This window comes from uncultured Proteiniphilum sp., from assembly GCF_937873925.1.
GTDB lineage: Bacteria > Bacteroidota > Bacteroidia > Bacteroidales > Dysgonomonadaceae > Proteiniphilum.
The window spans coordinates 11864-31627 of the sequence record NZ_CALNAT010000126.1 but is presented as its reverse complement, the minus strand read 5'-3'; the positions used below and the strand labels follow the sequence as shown (position 1 = coordinate 31627).

At 44.8% G+C, this 19764-nt stretch carries 16 protein-coding genes and 1 pseudogene; 7 read left to right on the top strand and 10 right to left on the bottom strand.

Annotation, left to right across the window (positions count from 1 at the left end; genetic code table 11):
* The first annotated feature begins 234 nt into the window (after nt 1-234).
* From Q0502_RS08260 to Q0502_RS08250, 3 genes are all read left to right on the top strand, one after another.
* Nucleotides 235-2442, top strand: a complete 2208-nt coding sequence (locus Q0502_RS08260; RefSeq protein WP_298649501.1) for a TonB-dependent receptor — start codon at nt 235-237, stop codon at nt 2440-2442.
* Between the two features lie 141 nt (nt 2443-2583).
* Nucleotides 2584-3039, top strand: coding sequence for a DUF4625 domain-containing protein (locus Q0502_RS08255; protein ID WP_298649500.1), 456 nt, complete (start codon nt 2584-2586; stop codon nt 3037-3039).
* Nucleotides 3040-3100: 61 nt separating this feature from the next.
* Nucleotides 3101-3571 carry a DUF4625 domain-containing protein gene (locus Q0502_RS08250; RefSeq protein ID WP_298649498.1) on the top strand — a complete coding sequence of 157 codons (471 nt, stop codon included), beginning with the start codon at nt 3101-3103 and terminating at the stop codon, nt 3569-3571.
* Between the two features lie 34 nt (nt 3572-3605).
* Here the strand turns inward: Q0502_RS08250 and Q0502_RS08245 are convergent, their stop codons facing one another.
* Entirely contained in the window at nt 3606-4238 is a 633-nt protein-coding gene (locus Q0502_RS08245) for a type 1 glutamine amidotransferase domain-containing protein (protein WP_298649497.1), read from the bottom strand.
* A gap of 297 nt (nt 4239-4535) precedes the next feature.
* Here Q0502_RS08245 and Q0502_RS08240 point away from each other — a divergent pair, with 297 nt between their 5' ends.
* Together Q0502_RS08240 and Q0502_RS18995 are read left to right on the top strand one after the other, a co-directional pair.
* Entirely contained in the window at nt 4536-5453 is a 918-nt protein-coding gene (locus Q0502_RS08240) for a pirin family protein (RefSeq protein ID WP_298649495.1), read from the top strand.
* 35 nt (nt 5454-5488) lie between these two features.
* On the top strand, nt 5489-5716 hold the full coding sequence (locus Q0502_RS18995) for a DsbA family protein (RefSeq protein ID WP_366521779.1): 228 nt from the start codon (nt 5489-5491) through the stop codon (nt 5714-5716).
* Here the strand turns inward: Q0502_RS18995 and Q0502_RS08235 are convergent.
* From Q0502_RS08235 to Q0502_RS08210, 6 genes are all read right to left on the bottom strand, one after another.
* Nucleotides 5650-7143, bottom strand: coding sequence for a TlpA disulfide reductase family protein (locus Q0502_RS08235; RefSeq protein ID WP_298649494.1), 1494 nt, complete (start codon nt 7141-7143; stop codon nt 5650-5652). The genes Q0502_RS18995 and Q0502_RS08235 overlap by 67 nt on opposite strands.
* Nucleotides 7144-7333: 190 nt before the next feature.
* Nucleotides 7334-9406 carry a thioredoxin-like domain-containing protein gene (locus Q0502_RS08230; protein ID WP_298649492.1) on the bottom strand — a complete coding sequence of 691 codons (2073 nt, stop codon included), beginning with the start codon at nt 9404-9406 and terminating at the stop codon, nt 7334-7336.
* 179 nt (nt 9407-9585) lie between these two features.
* Nucleotides 9586-11031, bottom strand: a complete 1446-nt coding sequence (locus Q0502_RS08225) for a TlpA disulfide reductase family protein (RefSeq protein ID WP_298649489.1) — start codon at nt 11029-11031, stop codon at nt 9586-9588.
* A gap of 200 nt (nt 11032-11231) precedes the next feature.
* Nucleotides 11232-11756 (bottom strand): FtsX-like permease family protein, encoded by a 525-nt coding sequence (locus Q0502_RS08220; RefSeq protein WP_298649487.1) that lies wholly within the window; start codon nt 11754-11756, stop codon nt 11232-11234.
* Nucleotides 11695-12060 carry a hypothetical protein gene (locus Q0502_RS08215; RefSeq protein WP_298649484.1) on the bottom strand — a complete coding sequence of 122 codons (366 nt, stop codon included), beginning with the start codon at nt 12058-12060 and terminating at the stop codon, nt 11695-11697. The genes Q0502_RS08220 and Q0502_RS08215 overlap by 62 nt, the downstream gene beginning before the upstream one ends.
* Nucleotides 12061-12213: 153 nt before the next feature.
* Nucleotides 12214-12855 carry an FtsX-like permease family protein gene (locus Q0502_RS08210; protein WP_298649480.1) on the bottom strand — a complete coding sequence of 214 codons (642 nt, stop codon included), beginning with the start codon at nt 12853-12855 and terminating at the stop codon, nt 12214-12216.
* 256 nt (nt 12856-13111) lie between these two features.
* Here Q0502_RS08210 and Q0502_RS08205 point away from each other — a divergent pair.
* Both Q0502_RS08205 and Q0502_RS08200 read left to right on the top strand, forming a co-directional pair.
* A pseudogene (locus Q0502_RS08205) lies at nt 13112-14170 on the top strand (sigma-54 dependent transcriptional regulator); the annotation flags it as partial.
* Nucleotides 14171-14203: 33 nt separating this feature from the next.
* A complete protein-coding gene (locus tag Q0502_RS08200) occupies nt 14204-15196 on the top strand; it encodes a HAMP domain-containing sensor histidine kinase (RefSeq protein WP_298649477.1) in 993 nt (330 codons plus the stop codon).
* Nucleotides 15197-15302: 106 nt separating this feature from the next.
* On the opposite strand, the gene Q0502_RS08195 is transcribed toward Q0502_RS08200, so the two are convergent.
* From Q0502_RS08195 to Q0502_RS08185, 3 genes are all read right to left on the bottom strand, one after another.
* Nucleotides 15303-16517 (bottom strand): PLP-dependent aspartate aminotransferase family protein, encoded by a 1215-nt coding sequence (locus Q0502_RS08195; protein WP_298649475.1) that lies wholly within the window; start codon nt 16515-16517, stop codon nt 15303-15305.
* Between the two features lie 407 nt (nt 16518-16924).
* Nucleotides 16925-17452, bottom strand: a complete 528-nt coding sequence (locus Q0502_RS08190) for a hypothetical protein (protein WP_298649471.1) — start codon at nt 17450-17452, stop codon at nt 16925-16927.
* A 423-nt stretch (nt 17453-17875) separates the two neighbouring features.
* Nucleotides 17876-19585, bottom strand: coding sequence for a site-specific DNA-methyltransferase (locus tag Q0502_RS08185; protein ID WP_298649469.1), 1710 nt, complete (start codon nt 19583-19585; stop codon nt 17876-17878).
* Nucleotides 19586-19764 lie beyond the last annotated feature (179 nt).

The window sequence follows — 19764 nt, the reverse complement described above, 5'->3', positions numbered from 1 at the left end:
TCACCTTTTTTTGTAACAAAATCACTCTTTCTTTTTCGTTGAGCCACTGGCGCGCTTACCCTAATACTCCTTCCATCCTTACTCCACAGGTTATTTCATCTCCTCCAATTCCGCAAAAATAATTTTTTTATACTGCATCATTGTTGCAATTGAATATTTTGTATATTTGCAAAGTATTTCACTTTTTCCGATGACTGTCCACGGCTGGCCATCGGGATTTCTTACAACAGACAGATGCAGATAAAATTGGTATATTCCATAGTCCTTCTTTTTTTATGGGGTAATTTACGGGCTCAATCAGTTCAAACACCCACGACACCCACGACACTCCAGCCGTCCCAGTTTCCACAGCCACCCGATACGATCGGCGTGAATATACCGGATGAGGAGAAAACGCCGATAGAGTTGGAAGAGGTGATCGTAAGGGGAGATCGCAAGAGGAATATCCAGATGAAGTCGGCACAGAATATTGTCCGGGTCGACAAATCCTATATAGAAGAGAACTTTTCCGGGAGCCTGATGCAAAGCTTAGAAAAAATTCCCGGGGTAAGGGCTATGACCATAGGCTCCGGTCAATCCAAGCCTGCTATCAGGGGTCTGGGATTTAACAGGATGATCGTGACGGAAAACGGGATAAAACATGAAGGGCAGCAATGGGGCGAGGATCACGGCCTGGAAATAGACCAGTTCTCGGTCGATGAAGTGGAGATCGTAAAAGGGCCGGGGTCTCTTTTATACGGATCGGATGCCATTGGCGGAGCGATCCAACTGCGTAACAATTACATTCCCACGGAAAGGACAGAAGGCAATATCAATCTGTACGGAAGGAGCAATAACGAGTCGATGGGAGTCTCGGGACAGGTTGCCGGCCGGATAGACAGGTGGTATTATAAAGTGAACGCCACCTATATGGATTATGCAGATTATAAAGTACCGACAGACAGCATACAATACTACTCTTACTACATCCGGTTAAAGGACAGACGTTTGCGTAACACGGCGGGAAGAGACCGGAACGCCGGCGTTACACTGGGCTTCCTGGGAAAGAATTTCCGGTCGAACCTGCTGATCTCGAATATCAATACCCGGAGCGGCTTCTTTGCCGATGCGCACGGCCTGGAGGTTCGACTGTCTGACATAAATTATGACCGATCTTTCCGGGATATCGACCTACCCTATCATTCGGTCAATCATTTCAAACTGGTCAATAACTCGGTATGGCGCATCGGCTCTGTCACCTGGGAGGGAAATATCGCATTCCAGAAGAATCTCCGGGAGGAATTATCCGAACCCGTATCGCATGGGTACATGCCTGTTCCCCCTAACCCGATGGAGCGTAAATTCGACAAAAATACCTATACCGCCACCACCCTTCTCAGAATGCCGGTGAAAGATCGACTCAGCTTACAAGGCGGATTCTCGATGGAGCATCAACACAACAAAAGGGGCGGATGGGGTTTTGTGATCCCTGATTTTCGCACTACAAGCGTGGGAATGTTTGTCTATGGCCGCTACCATATCTCAGATGACTTGATCCTCAGTACGGGTGTACGTGCCGATAAGGTGAAGATACACATCGATAGTTACCGGGACTGGTATGAGACACCGGATGAGCACGGTAATCTTGTACATAAGGAACGGGCTGCCGACCTGCGGAAAAAGTTCGGCAGTTTCACATGGTCAACAGGATTAAACTACCAACGAGGCGAGTGGATGCTGAAAGCCAATATCGGCAAGAGTTTCCGGGCACCTACCCCTAAAGAGTTGGGCTCGGACGGTGTGAATTATCATATATTCCGCTATGAAAGAGGGGACTACAACCTGCAGGCAGAAGAGGCGTATCAGATGGACATGGGGATCAGTTGGCAAAACAGCATGATGACAATCCAATGGGAGCCTTTCCTGAACTACTTCCCCAATTATATATACCTGAATCCCACTCCGGAATATTACGAGGGACTGCAAATGTATCACTATGCACAGGCCAGGGTGATCCGCTATGGTTTTGAAACGGACATACAATTACAGCTAACCCGGCAATTCACCCTGGGAATGCAATCGGAATATTTATACGCGGAACAGCTTTCCGGAGATAAAAAGGGGTATTCACTTCCCTTCTCTCCTCCCTGGTCTGCCAATTTCAGTATCGGTTACCACCCCGGTCGCGGCTTTTTGGGAACTGACGGCGATATACTGTTGGAATACAAGGTAACAGGCTCCCAGGAAAGGATTGTTCCTCCGGAAGAAAAAACGGAAGGTTACCAACTACTCAACCTGTCACTGGGGCGTAGCTGGCAAATAAGGAATAACGCCATGAAATTGCGGTTACAGATACAGAACCTGCTAAACAAGCGATATTACGACCATACCGGTTTCTACCGGTTGATCGGTATCCCTGAACCCGGCAGGAATATATCCGTAATGTTTGGCTTTACTTTTTAATTCACGATAACGATGGATGAGTCCGCAAAAAGTTAGATATATTTTTAAACAAGAGTACAGGTAAAAGAGGGGAAGATCATATTGTGAGATACCCTCGTAAAACAATCATCATTTATATAAATCATTAAAATCAAACAAATTATGAAAAGAAAATTATTTTGGGGAGCAATGCTCTTTCTCAGCGCTAGCGTACTATTTTTATCTTCCTGTGATAAAGATGATAAGCCTTTAGCCCCAACCGTCAAGATTACCGAACTGGGGTCGGGCCATGATAACCCGAATGACAAGATCGCTTATGCCGGATCGGAGGCCCATATTGAAGCGGAGATAACCGCCGACGGGTTGATCCGGGAAATAGCAGTAGAAGTCCATCAGGAAGACGGAGATTACACATTCAATAAGGTATATACCGATGCCCAATATGTAGGAGTAAAAAACACCACATTCCATGAGCACCTGGCAATACCGTCTGAAGCACCGGAAGGCGAATACCACCTGCATCTGTCCGTGATAGACCAGCAGGGACAGACAGGCGAAGCGGAATCGCATTTGACAATCATGGAATCCGATGAAGATGACCATGACGATGATCACTAATTAAAAACTTTGCCTATGGCCGTTATCTTATTGATGGCCATAGGCTTTTAAAAGAAAATATATGATCCGAAAAACTTTACTTTGTCTGGCCGCTGTTGGGTTGTTGCTTTCATGCGGTCGGGAAGACGATCACGATATGGAGAAACCGGTGATCGATATGAGCGGGGTATCGGCCTTTCCTTTAACCTGCGATATAGTATATAAAGGGGAGAGCTTTACTTTTAAAGCGGTTTTCACCGATAACGGGGAATTGGGAAATTATAATATCGAGATCCATAATAATTTTGATCATCATTCACACAGCACGGATGATGTGGAATGTGAACCGGATGAAAAGAAAACACCGGTCAATCCGTTTGTCTACAATGAAAGTTTCCCTATTCCCCAAGGGGTGGTTTCTTACGAAGCTGAACAAAGTATCTATATCCCGGAAGATGTGGATACCGGCGATTATCACTTCATGATACGGCTGACCGACAAAGCGGGCTGGCAACAACTGAAAGCCGTCGGCATAAAAGTAAGAGAGCAGTAAATCCGCTGCCGAACAGAGAGTGGAAAAAGACGGATCAGCGAGCCTTTTTGATCGCTTCCTCGATAGCCTTGCTGAACACCGGCAGATCGTCCGGCACCCTCGAAGTGATCAGATTTCCATCTATTACCAATGCCTCGTCCACGTAATTCGCACCGGCATCTTCCAGTTCCTCCCGGATAGATCCCACACCGGTCGTGGTCACTTCCTGAAGTACCCCGGCAGTAGCCAATACCTGCGGGCCGTGACAGATAGCAGCCACCGGCTTCCCTGTATGGAAGAAATTTTTCGCAAACGCCACTACTGTCGGGTCTTCCCTCAGCACGGCAGGCGCTTTTCCTCCCGGCAGGATCAGTGCGTCAAATTCATCGATGCTCACCTCACCCACTGTTTTTTGTACCACGATTTCAAAATCGCTGTTATAGGCTTTCACCCGCCCCGTTTTGGGACCTATCACCGTAATATCTATATCTTTGTTCTCCAGATAACCGATCGGCATATAGGCCTCGGCATCCTGAAATCCCTCGGTCAATAACACCGCTACCTGGGGACAGTTGCCCGATAGCATTATATCCGGTCCGGCCGCTTCGGGTCTACTCTCTCCACTAACACTTCTCTCTCCGCTCCCGCTACCGGAACATCCGGCTGCAAACAATACAATACTCAACATAAAAAACAGGTTTAAAATGATGTGCCTCATAATGATAATTATTATGGGTTTGCAACTGTCAAATCCATTTACATTCCAAATCCAAAATATGTAACCATAAGATAAACAATAGTTTTTCCGATATTGTTCACTCGTTTACAAACATGGAAGGAGACATTTACCCTTGCGTAATATATTTTTTATACTTTTACGGAGGTTAAAAACTAAACCGCTTTTTGTAATGTTATTTTACCGGATTGATTGAAAGTATGAAACCGCCACTATCAAAAAGCGACTCACTCAGTAAAAAATAATATTATGCCAGAACTAATCATCAACGCCCGCCGCGCCGCCATAAGCGCCACACTTGAAGTGCGTCGTATCCTTCCTTTCCGCGAGCGACGCATGGTAGGTCCCTTTATTTTCATGGATCATGCCGGTCCCCTTACGCTGCAACCGGCAGAAGTAACCGCAATGGATGTACTGCCCCACCCTCATATCGGGCTTTCTACCGTCACCTATCTTTTCGACGGACGGGTAACCCATCGCGACAGCCTGGGTTCCCTGCAAACCATCCGGCCCGGGGAAGTCAACTGGATGACTGCCGGCAAGGGCATATCCCATTCCGAGCGGTTTGAAGACCCCGAACTGCTGGCGAACAGCTCTTTGGAAATGGTACAGACCTGGGTAGCACTGCCCGAGAGGGACGAAGAATGCGAACCCACTTTTGCCAATTACCAGCCCGAGCAGCTCACCACCTATTCCGACAAGGGCGTCTGGATACGCCTTATCGCGGGGGATGCCTACGGGCTGAAAAGCAATGTCAGCACGCACTCCCCCCTGTTTTACCTACATGTAAAGCTGGATGCCGGCACTAAGTTGAATCTTCCACGGGAGCACTCCGAGCGGGGTGTCTATATCGCGAAGGGAGAGCTGGAGATTGCCGGCCGAGAATACTCGATGGGACAGATGCTGGTCTTTTCCAGGACGGAGAATCCAATACTGACGGCCACCAAAGACTGCACTCTCATGCTGCTGGGCGGGGAGCCTCTGGGTGAGCGGTTTATCTGGTGGAACTTTGTCTCCTCCCGGCGGGAGCGTATAGAGCAGGCAAAGGCCGACTGGAAGGAAGGCAGGATTATACTGCCGCCCAACGACAACCAGGAATTTATCCCCCTTCCCGAAACCCGGTTCAGATCAACCGGAGAGGCGCCCCAACCCGAAGCGCTCTCGTGAAAATAGAATCAATAACAACTATACATAAGACTAAAATGAACATTGAAATATGGAGCGATGTAATGTGTCCCTTCTGTTACATCGGAAAAAGAAATTTTGAGACTGCACTGTCGCAATTCAAAGATAGCGATCATATAAAAGTAAGCTGGAAAAGTTTTCAATGGGACACATTGGCATCTGAAAAAGCAGCGGGCCATTATTTCAATAATTTTTCAATGGCTGTTTTTGTTTCGGGAATGCTCGGTTGCAGGTGTACGCCATAATCGACCATAACACCCTCCTGGTTAAATAACAGGTAGTATGGAATACCTTTGATGTTGAAACGTTTCATCATATCCATCCTTTCACTTTCCGAAAGGTAGATATGCACCCCTGATAGATCGTATTTTTCAATGGTTTCCTGCCACTGTTCGCGGCTATCACCCGTGCAAAGGTAGACAAACATTATCGGCTCGCCTTCAAAGTGATCGGACAATTCTTCACTATACGGCATTTGCACTATGCAGGGACGACACCACGTGGCCCATACATCAATATAGAGTGCTCTACCTCGATTTGTTTCGAGAAGGTGCTTCACTACGTTAGCTGAATCTTCCGGGTAAACACCCGCACCGGACCTTTTCAGCCTGTTATTTCCCATCACGGCATCCGAATAAACGCGCGGGTTAGCCTGGTATTTTTTCACCCGGTTGTACTCCCCCTGCAACGAGGCACGCAGGAAAGGATCGGTAATCATCCGGTGTAGCTCTTCCTCTACTTCATCGATTGTCTCCGTGCGATTTGACTTCGTTTCGATGCTCACGTACGATGCAACCGCGAATTGGGATAAAAAGGGATTGTCCGTGGATTCATAAAGTAAATTCATGCTTTCTTTAAGAGGTAAGGGAGCCTCTTTGACTTCCCGTTCCAGATCTACCCCAATCAAATTTAGCATATTAAACCACTCCACCACATGAAAATAATCGGTCAAGATCATGGTTTGATCAATGGTCTGCTCCAGTTCGGAAATAAAGGAATAGTAAGCATCCTTCTCCGTGAACTCTTTGCGTGACCGCAAATAATACTGATACGGGAAGTGTATCAGCGCCGTGAAATAATCGATCTTCACCTGCTTTTCTGCCCACCGGTTAAAAACCTCCGAAGTGTTGTTGTCTGCCTGAAACACTTTCAGCTTCTCCCATGTCTCCTCCAGTTGCTTATCACAAAGGCTTTTGAATTCAAGATAAGGAGTATCATAATCAAAAAAATACCGACCTAAATAACCATTCCGGAATCGAATGATTTGCATATTTACTTCCGAACCTATTCCTGAGACATGGGTATTCATGAAATCTGCAAAATCATGTTCGATATACAAGCTATCCCCTGGAGCAATCAACATCCTGTCTTGGATGGGAGTTAGCGAGAACTCTCGCGGGGCCACCGGGTATATTTCAAATCGGAAGACACCCGATGAGTCGAGGGGCGAAGTATGCACTTCCCCCATTAAGGAAAAGTCGGGTAGTATCAATTGTATCTTTCGCACGTGAGGGTACACCTGAAGGTTGCTGATTCTGCCCTCTATCACTGCTTTCTTTCCTTTTTCAGGCTCCTGCTGCTGACTGAAAGGGAGATAATTTGTCTTTTCCTGCTGCTGGCATGCAAAAAGCAAAGGGAAAAGAGTAATGAGGAAGATCTGTTTTGTCTTCATACGATTTTTCGTTTACATCTTTAGCAAATGCGATATTTCCGTAATTTTATTATGCCGCTCCTGCAATTCTTTTCGATGTTGTGGAACGGTGATTTCTTTTAATCAGGGAGTTTTCGCTTAAAACATTATTTCAAATTTTAAAGAGTACCAGCAGCAGTCTGTGGTCAGTAATGCCCATGCACATTTATATCTATTTCCCCAATGCTTTCATCAGTTCCCTTTTCATGGTGTCTGCACCCGGGAACCCCACGGAGTGGAACGTATGATTCCCTTCCCTGTCGATGATAAGATAGGTGGGAACCCCTCTTGCATTCAGGCTCTCGCTCAGATAATCCCATTGAGCCTGATTTACCCTGTAGTGCTCACCTTTTAAATCGGTGATCATATTCTTCCACGTATTTTCAGGCGAGTTTTCACCTGCCAGATACAGAAACACCAGATCTTCCTCATCGGCTAACTGCGCTTTCAGCGGCTCCATCGCCTTGTTTGCCATGCGGCACGGCCCGCACCACGTTGCCCATACATCCACCAGAATCACTTTCCCTTTAAATGGTTTCATCATCTCCACGAACAGCTCTTCATCGGCATTCGCAGGTGTGTTGAGCACGGTATATCCCGTTTTCTTCTTGTTTTCTTCAATTCTTGCCAGCAACATCTCGTTTTCCTCCAGTATAACCTGCCGGATCACTTCCGGAAAACCGGAAAGCTCCTCTTTTTGCTCCTCTGTAAGAGGATTGAAATCCTGTATGCCCGTACTCAGCTTTTGCGCTTTTATCAGGTCGAGCATCAAACCATCATCACTTTTCCATATACGCGACAGGAACCCTTCACCTATCGCTGTTTTGACATATTGATCAGCCAGATCCTGATATTTGGTAGCTACAGATTCCAGGGATACTTCCCCTTCAAATTCCTCTTTTTTTTCCTGAGCGGCAAGATAATTTTTTAAGAACTCCCGGTCCTCCTGGGCTACTTCCTCGTGTTGTGACAAATACCGCACCACTTCATACGGGTCGTTTGAATCCTGCCTCGCGAAACCCAAACCGCGTATGGTATAAGAGATGTCGGGCACCATCAGTATATCCATATCGTTATAAGGGATCAACTGATAGAAATCATTGTAATCATCGGCCTTCTGAACAGGTGTATATGCTTTTTGGGCATCTTCCTGCGATAGGTTGTGTTTTTTCCTGTTTGCCTCCATGATCTCCCAGTCGGCAAATACAAGTTTATTCTGTAACGAAACGGCTTCCTTGATATTGACAATTTTCTTGGCAAGGGGGTGGATATCCAGTGCGTTGTTGTTTTCAATACTTTCATGGTATTTATCCATTATGAAATCTTTGTACTCATTCAGATCCATATCTGCAATGGAATCGGCATAATTCAGCTGTACGGCATATGAAATGTCCTCATTGGTCAAATCGCTGTTCAACCCTGCAAGATACCCTCCATAGTAATACTTCTTCCCGTATGGCGGTTGCTCTTTCAATAACCGGCTGCCCGCACGATGGATTTCCGGAAGATTGACAAGGATGGTTGATTCTTCGCCGGGAGCCACCTTGATAGGGATATAGGCGGCTCGTGATGCCAGATAAAGATTGGTAGGACTGTGTACCGTTATTGTGGTTTTGAATGTGCCGTCCCCGGCGACTTCAACAGGGACGATATTTTCACTTCCGGTGATTGGATTGCGGTAAATCAATGTCCAGTCGACTGTGCCCGGTATATACTTCCACAGTATGCCACTCACGGTTGTTTCCCCTCTTTGCCATGTTGTCTTAAATCCGGGTTCCGGCTGATGATCGCCCCTGAATTGAAGGGAAATTTCGGGCAAGTCCATACGGTTATGCACCAGGTCGATGCCGTAGATCTTGAAACAATCCTCGCAATCGCTTTCGATGAAATCGAATGTCTCTGTGTGTGAAGGTAAGGGGTCAAACACCAATCGGAACGAAGCCTCGCCCGATTCGGGCATCCAGAAGAGCGAATCCAGGTCGATGCCTTCACCGCTGCGGATCATGTATTTCTCCCCCTCGGCCTGTAGATAGCTGTCCGATACGATCCTTATCCAGTATCCGGGAGTATAAAATGCCTCCATTTCAAGTACTGTGGCCGTGTCCGAAAGAGTCACCCTGCTGATTTCCAGTGAGCGTGTGTTGGCGAATGCCGCTGGCGGCAGTTCCACTGATTTTGTCTGTGCCTGCATATTCAACCCTGTCAGGGCAAACAGTGCAATAAGTAAATAATCTGTTGTTTTCATATGATTAAAACTTTTATTTTCAAAGATATCTTATGGAACATTTCCTTTAAGCTAAATGAGCAAAGTCAAACTTGCTTGAACTTTGCCATAGCGAGCAAATGACTAACTTTAGTGAACTCGCTTTTGATCATGTTCTTGGGGAAGAATGATTTTCATGCTCGTTTCATTTTGTAAAGATTTTACTTGTTTAATTCTGCATTTAATTTGTCAACTAACGTTTCCCTATTACCTGGACTTGGAGCATTCATATCCGCTATATTCCCTTTTTTATCGATCAGGATGTACTTGGGAATGGCATTTGCCTCGTAAGCTTGTGTGACGACACCATTGGCATCGTGAAGTTGCAGCCATTCGGGTTTATCTTCTTCCAGAGCCTTTTTCCAATCGTTATATCCGTCGTGTACGGCTATCCCGACAATCTCAATACGATCGTCGTCCTTGTACTTCTCATAGAACGCCCGAAGCGCGGGAATCTCTTTTCTGCACGGCCCGCACCAGCTCGCCCACAAGTCGATGTACACCACTTTCCCCTGAAAATGTTCCAGCGAGTATGTTTCACCGGTACTGCTCTTAAGGCTGAAACCGAGTGCGGGTTGCCCCACCCGTGTCAGCTTCAGGAAGCGCTCTTTTTCTTCGAAGGCGCTGATTAGCGACTGTCGGTATTTCTCGTTGCTAAGAGAGGCTATATACGGCTCAACCTCCGATCGGTACGTATTCAGTTGTTCCAGTGTCCTGATATTCGTGTCGATATTCCCTCCCATTAAGTTAAAGAGCACATATTCTCCGGCTTTTCCCGGGAACCCGGTTTTTACTTTTTCCAGTCGATAGAGCAACGTGTTTTCCATCTCCGGGTTATTCTCCGTATCTTTATTGATCAAATAGGTTCGATACTGCGATAGGAACCAGGTTTTATACATGTCAGAAATCATGTATTCTTCCTCAAAAAGATTATTCAGGATCGTCTTATCGGCTGTTTCCAAGGCAAAAGAGCAGGCTTTTTCCTCCTCCAGTTGCTTCATGGTTACGGCGGCCAGAAGGAAATAAAGGTTTTGAAATTGGTTATTCAGGTAGGTCATTCGCCCGAAATAGGATAAATAGGGATCGGTAGTATCGTTTTTATGAAACACGACCTTTTCAAGGGAATCCGTTAAATGCTTTTGGTTACGGATATATTCCAGCAACGAGTCCCCTTTCAATTCATACCACTGTGTCCTGTCCATACGGGCAACCATGATGGAATCGTGTAAGAGTTTGTAACGATTGCTTTCGGCCCCTTCAATTTTCGCGGATTTCATTAACGTCAGAAAATCCGTTCCGTCGCCTGTAATTGTCAGGTGATATCCCGGAGCGATAAAAAAATCGTTCAACTGTATATCCTTGTTCCTGAGGCTCGTCTTCTGCGGGATGGTAATCCGATACGTGAGGTAACGAAAACTGCCATCCTCCTGTAACGGGATGGTATCGATATCACCCAGGCCATTTTCATCTGCAATGAATAGGGTCACCTGTTTTTCCGTGGTGTTCGTAATACGGCCTTCGATCAAGACAGGATGGGTAGTTTGTGCCGAAACATACATAATCAGAAAGGCAGAGAGAAAAAGTAGCTGGATCCGTTTTGTTTTCATACGATTACTTCATTTTTTCCGAACAACCCGAAACAGGTGAGCAGAACGCTGATGAGCGAATACATCTGCAGCAAATGCGACATCTCCGTAATTTTGCTATTCCGCTGTACAAATGTACGATATACATCCGTAAACGTGAAATATTCTTCGGGATAAGTCTGTTCCCAGATGATTTTAAGTCACTTGAACAACGATCATGTTTATTCTCCCTTCAATACCTTCGCGGGATCGATTTTCATTGCTTTCTGTACTTGCCATACAAGCGTGAGCAACGAGATGGCGACCACCGTCACGCCGGCGATCGCGAACAGCCACCACGAGACGGGTGCTTTATGCGCGAACCCTTCGAGATATTTATGGATAACGACGAGTGCCGCGGGAACCGCTATCGCGAAAGCGACGGCCAGCAATTGCACGTATTTTTTCAGTAACAACCGCGAGATATCCCTCGTCGTGGCACCGTTGACCTTGCGCAGTGCAATTTCACGGTACCGTTGCCGGATATCAAATAACGAAAGGGCGAACAGACCCATGCAGGAAATAAATATAGCCAACAGGGCAAACAACACATATACATTGCTGACACGTTTATCCTCTTCGTAAAGCCGGGCAATATCATCCTCCAACAAGCTGTAAGGGAACTCCGCATTATCGTTCATCTCTTTATAAAGGTTCGAGAGGTAAGCCACCGCCTCTTCTTGTTTTCCTGGGACAAACCGGGCCATAAATATGATCTTCCTCGTAAGGAATAAAGACCGAGAAACATTCGATTGCTTCGTGACTCAACGGGTCGAGGTAATCGCCGTCTTGATCCCAATCACGGGCTCCGCGGTAGGTGCGTTGTCCGTTTTGATCCTCTTCGGTCATCAGGTAGGTTCGCTCCAGATCAGTCGCGAAATGATTCACCGTCGTCTCCTGGTGCACATACCGGGCAATAAGGATAACGCAGCCCAGGCTTAATGCCATGCCCAGGATATTCACTAGCGTGTATAAACGGAACCGGTTTAATGTACGGATTGTCATTTTCATTTACTTATTCGTTATGCCGCATCTCGACGGCTCTGTAAACCTATGCCAGAATTAAAACTATTTTTTACAAACTATAATCAGTATTTAATAAGTCCCTTGTAAACAACTTTCAGGACGATACATATCAGCATATCGACACATTGGCACATTATATCACTCCGACTTAACCACTTCCGCCGGATTCTCTCTTGCTGCCCGGCGGACGCGGGAAAAGATGCTCGCCAGCACGACCAGGAGGAATATTCCGGCGAAAATCCACCACTCCATAGATATTCTTCGTGTATATTGTTCTAACCAGCGTTGCATAATGTACATTCCAATCGGGAATGCCACGATGCACGAGAGCATCGTGACCATAAAGTATTGCCGGAAGAAGAGCAGGAAAATCTCCCATGCTTTTGCCCCGTTTACTTTTCGGATGGCGATCTCTTTCCGTCGCCGGTTGCACGCAAGAGTAACTATTGAATACACCCCAAAAACAGCTATCAGAATCGCTACCGCGGTCATTATACTCAACAGGATAAGCAAATAGCGTTCAGATTTGGTGTATTCGGCGTATAATTCCTCCATATTTAAAATAGTAGAAGAACGATTTCCGACATCCTCCGTCGCTATCCGCTTGATCTCTTTTTCGGTAGCATATCGCGATTCTTTCGTGTATTTGTACGCATAAAATTTAGTGCTTTCCCCCTGTGCTTCCCACGGTTGCCGATCCGACATTACATATACAGAAGGGAAAACAGGCACCACCGGAGAATCAATATACATATCCTCGATTACTCCGACTACAGGCACGTCATTGACTTTTTTTATGCCTGTTGAGTCCAGGGTGGCTAACAGGCGATCGGCGGTTTGGTTTATTAAATATACATTTCTCTCCCCTTCATGAATATTCCGTCCTTCCGTTATTTTTATATCAAAAACTCAACAAATTCGGGACCAAAAATCTCAAACTGGTAAATCGAATATCTTTCTTTAGTGTCGCTCCTTTCCCCAGATATCTGCCTGATGTGACTCTTAGGTAAAAAATCACCACCATAACGTATCACCAGGGGCAACCGATTTTATCCCCAAACCGTGGGAAAAGGAAAAATTACTGGCAACCGTCTCTTCGGCAATAGAGCTGCGGAAAAGCCGTACCGAAGTCACACACCTGAAACAGAAAGTGGCGGCCTTTGAGAGCAACAGGAGCGTACCTGAGATCATCGGCGAGAGCGAGGCCATGCAATCACTCTTCGAAACCATCGATAAGTTGAAGGATACCGACGCCAATATCCTTATTCTCGGTGAAAACGGTACGGGGAAAGATATGATCGCCAACCTGCTCTGCTGTTGCTCTCCCCGTACGGACAAACCGTTTGTACATATCGATTTGGGGACCATCCCCGGACAACTGTTCGAGAGCGAACTTTTCGGGCATGAGAAAGGGGCGTTCACCGATGCCAGACAAGAGAAACAGGGGCGTTTTGAAATTGCTTCCGGAGGGACGCTGTTCCTGGACGAGATCGGTAACCTGACACCCGGCATGCAGGCAAAACTCCTGACGGCCATCGAGAAACAGCAGATCACCCGTTTGGGTTCCACGATGCCGCTCTCCATCAACGTACGCCTTATCTGCGCCACCAATGCGGATATCCACGAAATGGTCGCCAACGGGGAGTTCCGTCAGGATCTGCTCTACCGTATCAACACCATCGAACTGAATATTCCCCCTCTCAGGGAACGGGGAAGGGATATAGACCTGCTTGCCGAACATTTTCTGCAACGCTACAGGAAAAAATACAAAAAGGATATCCGGAATATTTCGGGACAGGCAATGAAAAAACTCCGTGAATATAACTGGCCCGGAAACGTGCGTGAATTGCAACATGCGATAGAACGGGCGGTGATCCTTGCTTCGGGATTTACGCTTACTCCGGATGACTTTATGCTGAAATCGGCCGCTTACCGGAAATCGAAAGCCGACAACCTGAATCTCGATCAATTAGAAAGAGAAGCTATCGAGAAAGCGCTCAGCCAAAGCGGCGGTAACATGAACCGGGCAGCGGAACTGTTGGGTATCTCCCGTTTTACACTCTACCGGAAAATCGAAAAACTCGGCGCTCAATAACCTTTGCAGCTCCGGTATAATGCCCCAACGACCATGCACATCCAATCCAAACATATCTTCCTCAGCAAAATAGTAACCATAGTGCTGTTATCGCTTGCTGGCGGATGGCTTTTCTGGCAGGAATACTATTTTTCATCCATTTTAGTGTTGATGAGCATCATTATATTGGCGGTATCCCTCTATTACGACCGGAAAAACCTGAGAGAACGCATAGGAAGAATGATAGGCGGCATCCGCCACTCCGATTTCTCCACCCATTTTCCCGGTAATCGTTCCAACGATGAACTGAACCTGTTGATGCAGGAGATGAACGAAGCGTTGGAAACATTCCGGACCCGCACGCACGACTCCGTAATGGAAGAAGCCGAGACCAAAGCGTGGCAAAAACTGATCAGCGTGCTTACACACGAGATCATGAACAGTATCGCTCCGATTATCTCTTTGTCGGAAACGCTCAGCGAACAGGAAATTTCAGAGGGTACCGATCCGGAAAGATACCGGATCATGCAACAAGCCATGGAGACGATCCACCGGCGAAGCAAAGGATTACTCTCCTTTGTGGAGAACTACCGGACACTTACCCGGTTGCCGCAACCCGTTAAGCAACCTATCCTGATGCACGGCCTGCTCCAATCGATACAACAACTGACCTCTTCCAACGGCATCGATTTCTCTTATTACGTCTACCCTACACAACTGATCCTAAATGCCGATAAGATCATGGTGGAGCAATTGCTGATCAACCTGTTGAAAAATGCCCATGAAGCCTGTAGCGGACTATCCGAAGAAAAAATAGAGGTGAAAGCGGAAATGGTGGGTGATAAGATAGAGATCACAGTTTCGGACAACGGGCAAGGTATTTCACCCGAAGCAATAGATAAGATATTCATCCCGTTCTACTCGACAAAGGCACACGGATCCGGTATCGGCCTCAGTCTTTGCCGGCAGATTGTTATCCGGCATAAAGGAAAAATATCGGTACAATCTGATAAGAACGGCACCCGCTTTAGGATTGAGTTCCCCTGAAAACCACACGAACCGACCTGACATATCGATTAACCATATTAAAAACTTACTCTGAATCGGCCCGTAAAGTATTATTCTGTCAGTCCTCCGCCCCTTTTTCAGTAATTTATAATAATGCCTGCTCTAAATCGGCAATCAGATCGTCCGCATCCTCGAGGCCGACGGAAAAACGGAAAATACCTTCTCCGGCAAACTCGTTCCAGGAATCCACTTGTCGGGAAGTATCAAGGCGGAAAGATGTTTGTTGCAGATTCTCACTATCCATATAAAAAATCAGGGAGCGATGATGCCCCAATGAAACGGCATAATGGATGATCTGCAGTCTTTCCGCCAACGTCTGTGCCGTCTCTCTCCCGTTTAAAACCTGAAACGTGATCATTCCCGAAAAATTTTTCATCTGGCGGCTGGCAAGCTCATATTGAGGATGGGAAGGTAATCCGGGGTAAATCACACGCTTCACCTTAGGATGTTGCTCAAGATAGATAGCCAATTTTAACGCATTCTCCTGATGCACGCGCATACGTATCGGAAAGGTAGCCAATCCTCTTAAGATCAACCAGGCATTGAACGGGCTCAATACTCCGCCCAAACGTATTGCCGTCTTTTTCCGTAGTGAAAACAGTTCTTCTTTTTCCCCCAATATAATTCCACCTAATGCATCACCATGCCCTCCCAGATATTTGGTAAGTGAATGAATTACAAAATCTGCGCCTAATGTCAATGGTTTGGTAGCCATTGGGGTGGCAAAGGTTGAATCTACAACTAATCTTGCTCCCGCACTATGCGCGATCTCTGATACAGCCGTGATATCGGTTAAACGAAGTAACGGATTACAGGGTGTTTCAATATAGATCAGGCGGGTATTGAATTGAAGCGCTTTTTCAATCGCATACAGATCAGAAGTATCTACTTTGGTGATCCCGATGCCCAACCCGGGAATCATCTCATTGGTCAATTCCGAAAGAGCCGCATAGGCCACATCACTCACAATGGCATGATCACCGCTCTTCAATATATGGAACAGCAGCGCGGAGATCGCTCCCATACCACTGTCAAAAGCAATACCTGCTTCCGCTTCTTCCAGGGCAGCCAGCTTTACTTCCAATTGATGCACGGTCGGGTTCCCCCAACGGGAGTACATCCATATATCATCTTTTTCCATATTCTCTGCCGAAAATCCGGAATCGGCATCGGTCACGAAGGTTGTGGACATCACTAAGTTGGGAGAAGAAGCCCGGGTCACAGGATCGGGAAATTCCCCTGCGTGGATCGCTTTCGTCTGTTCTCCGGTTCTTGATAAGAATTCTATTTTTCCTGACATATCAGTAACTTTTTAAGTATATTGTTTCTTTGAACTTACACTTTTTTATAACAAAAAACTCCCCCGAAACTGTATCGGAGGAGCTTCAACTTCCTTTATAAACGGTATTTTTTATCCGATACAACAGCAGTGGCATGCCATAGCCATACAACAACACATTGCCATATGTGAGGTAAAGCAACAGTCACTATTGTATCGTATAAACATATTATTCATTCTTTTTTTGTCAAAAATCAACTGAAAAAGACGAAACAATTGCAAAAGTAACGTTTATTTTCTATTATCCAAAAAAATAGCCATTATTCCAAAACGAACATCTATTTCATCTAAAAACATCTTGAAGATATTGCTCCATCCGATATTTCCGAAATGATCAAGGAGGCGTTTTGTCAATATGGCACGAAAGTTTATTTTTTCTTCTTTTCTATTTGGACGACCCGAGGATTGATAGTATCATTGGCTACAGCATCTATCACGTAGAACAGAGGTGTTCCGGTAGATTCATCCGTTACGGGCAAGAGAGTATATTCTCTTCCCTTCTCTGTTGTGAATGTGAGTTTATAATGCGTGTGCGGATTGTTGGATTCTGCAATGGATGCACCGATCAACCCGAACATAGCTCCTGCCGTAGCGGTTTTATCTTTCCATTGCTGGAAATGGCGTATTTCCACGGTTCTTTCACCCGGTAATACATCGGTATATTTTGGAAAGCCTTTCATGTAACTACCCACCGAAACCGTATCCACTTTTATAAGGAGCGCTGATTCGGAAGTTTTCTTCCCTTTTATCTTCAGTTTATGGTCACCCTGGTGTATACGGACAAGGTCTGTAGACTCCAGTTTTGTTCCCTGATACCCTTTTGTACTGCCGCAACCCGGTAAAATAATCATACCGGCCAGCAGGATTACTAAGAAAATAAGTCCGTTTGTTTTCATGCGAAATAATAAATTTATTATAAATATTTATTGATACAAATTCAATTAAACAAGAGTCATGCCACCGGAATTTTCAGAAGAAATACCCTACCGAAACGGTTGCAGTCGACCTATTAGTAGGAGGTTTAATGGGCTACTTCCCGACAAATAGGCCCTACCCTTCCCCGGGACGGAATTGTGCGGATAAGGACGCTGCCCATAACAACAACGGCATACAAGTAAACAATCTTTATTCTCATGATATAATTGTAATTTATTGTTTCTCCGCATAATAATATACAAATAATTAGAAATACCCACCTCTCTTTAAGGAGCAAATATATAATATAACTTTTTACCCAACAAACAGAGGTCTATGCATTTAATTAAAATTAATTTTAAAAATAATAGTGAGAATAATTTATAAGGAGGTGGTATATTTTTTTAAATCACTTTCTCTTCATCCGAAACGGATAGAATATCATTATTCTTAACAAATGAAGTTTTATAATACTTCAGAGAATTACCCAGGCCCGGTATTTTGTGGCCTTTTTTAATAATACCATAAATAGTATATTTATTTTTTCTTACCTCTTCTTTTATTTCATCATACCGGGACTTATATTGTTGTGAGAAAAAGCGTTCCCTGGCAGTTTGGATCACAGTATTATCAAACAACAATTTAGTATTCAAAGTAACCTCATATAATATTTCTTTTTGATTTTTACTCAGGGAGTAACCTTGAATAACATTTTTAATTCGGGGCCAGGTCACTTCATTCACGATATTATTCTCGTTGTTGGTACACAATATTACCTGTCTTTTGCCTCCATCAATATAATTCTGCTCCATCACTGCGTGCCCCGTAGTACCACTTCCGGCAAAAAAATCCAGTATAACCGCCTCTTTATTCGAAGATCCTATCGAAAATATGAATTTCAGGAAATCGACGGGCTTTTTCCCGTTCCTAAATTCGACTCCTCCTTCATAGCCAACATTATTAAAAGCTTCTTCAAAATCCATATAATTAGGATAGGGCACCCCTTTTACTTCTTTTCTATTCAGAGGAATTCCCTGAAAGTAGAAACCGTTTACTTTAATTGCCGATTCCCGTGTGAGAAAATACCTGTAATCATACATATCCCCTCCCATATCGGGTACTTTATATAAATAACCGAACATATTATTCCTTTCTTCCAGATATTTCATATGAAAGCGTCCCGAACTGTTCCCCTCCTTTATCGATCCCCGGATATTGATTTTTTGAAACTTATCTGCGGAAGGCATTGATTTGATAATTCTATATTCACCCGGTTTAAATACAGAGACTACTTTTGAACCCAGTGTGGTTTGCTCCGGGTTATCAATTAATTCCTCAACCGTATATACATATTTCTCAATGGAAGTATTATCCTGAAATCTTTTTATTGACTTAAACTTGGGGGATTTCCTGTATAGTAACAGCTGTTCCGTAATCTCATGATAATCTTTATCCCCCTTAAGAATTCTATCTTCATGCCTTACTTTGACAGTAAAGGTAGTCATGTAGTTTGACGCTTGAAAAATGCGATCGCACAACAACTTCAATTGCGCATATTCTTCTTCATTGATCGAGATAAATATAACACCTTCCGGCTTTAACAGATTGTATGCTAACTCCAGACGTTTATTCATAAATGACAACCAGTAGCTATGCCTTAAAGGATGATCTTTGGGTACGTCGGAACCATCCGGGAATTTCTCAAGTATCCTTTTATCCCTGTATCTGAATCCATCCGAGCCAGTATTATAAGGAGGGTCTATATATATAATATCTACTTTTTCTCTATGTGTATAGTTCAGACAAGTCAATGCGTGATAATTATCTCCTTCGATAAGAATATGTGTCGGTTTTTTATCCTTATTCCGGATAGACTTTTCTTTAATCTCCTCTATGACTGGCAATTGATTTTCAGATTCATCATCAAAGGCTTCAGGTACTTCCATCCACACAAGTCCGTATTTGGCTGTTTTGACCCGACTATTAGCTATAGTTAATTGCCGTTTCAATTTTTTTATTTGATGAATAAGCTCCTGCTCCTTGTTTATCACGCTCATATCCATCCCACCCTTCTGATCAAATAACATTCTCGTTTCATATCTTTTACTGTTCAAAGTTAAGCTTTTTTTTCTATTTTTGAAACGTACTGTTTGTGGAGAAGCTTACGACCTCATAAAAACAGAAATTATCTATCTTTGTAGTAATTACATTAGGCTATTTCTCGTAACGACATAATCCAACCACGCTTGTCTTCTGTTCGTATTGCCTGACCAAGTAGTTCATTTTTTCTTCT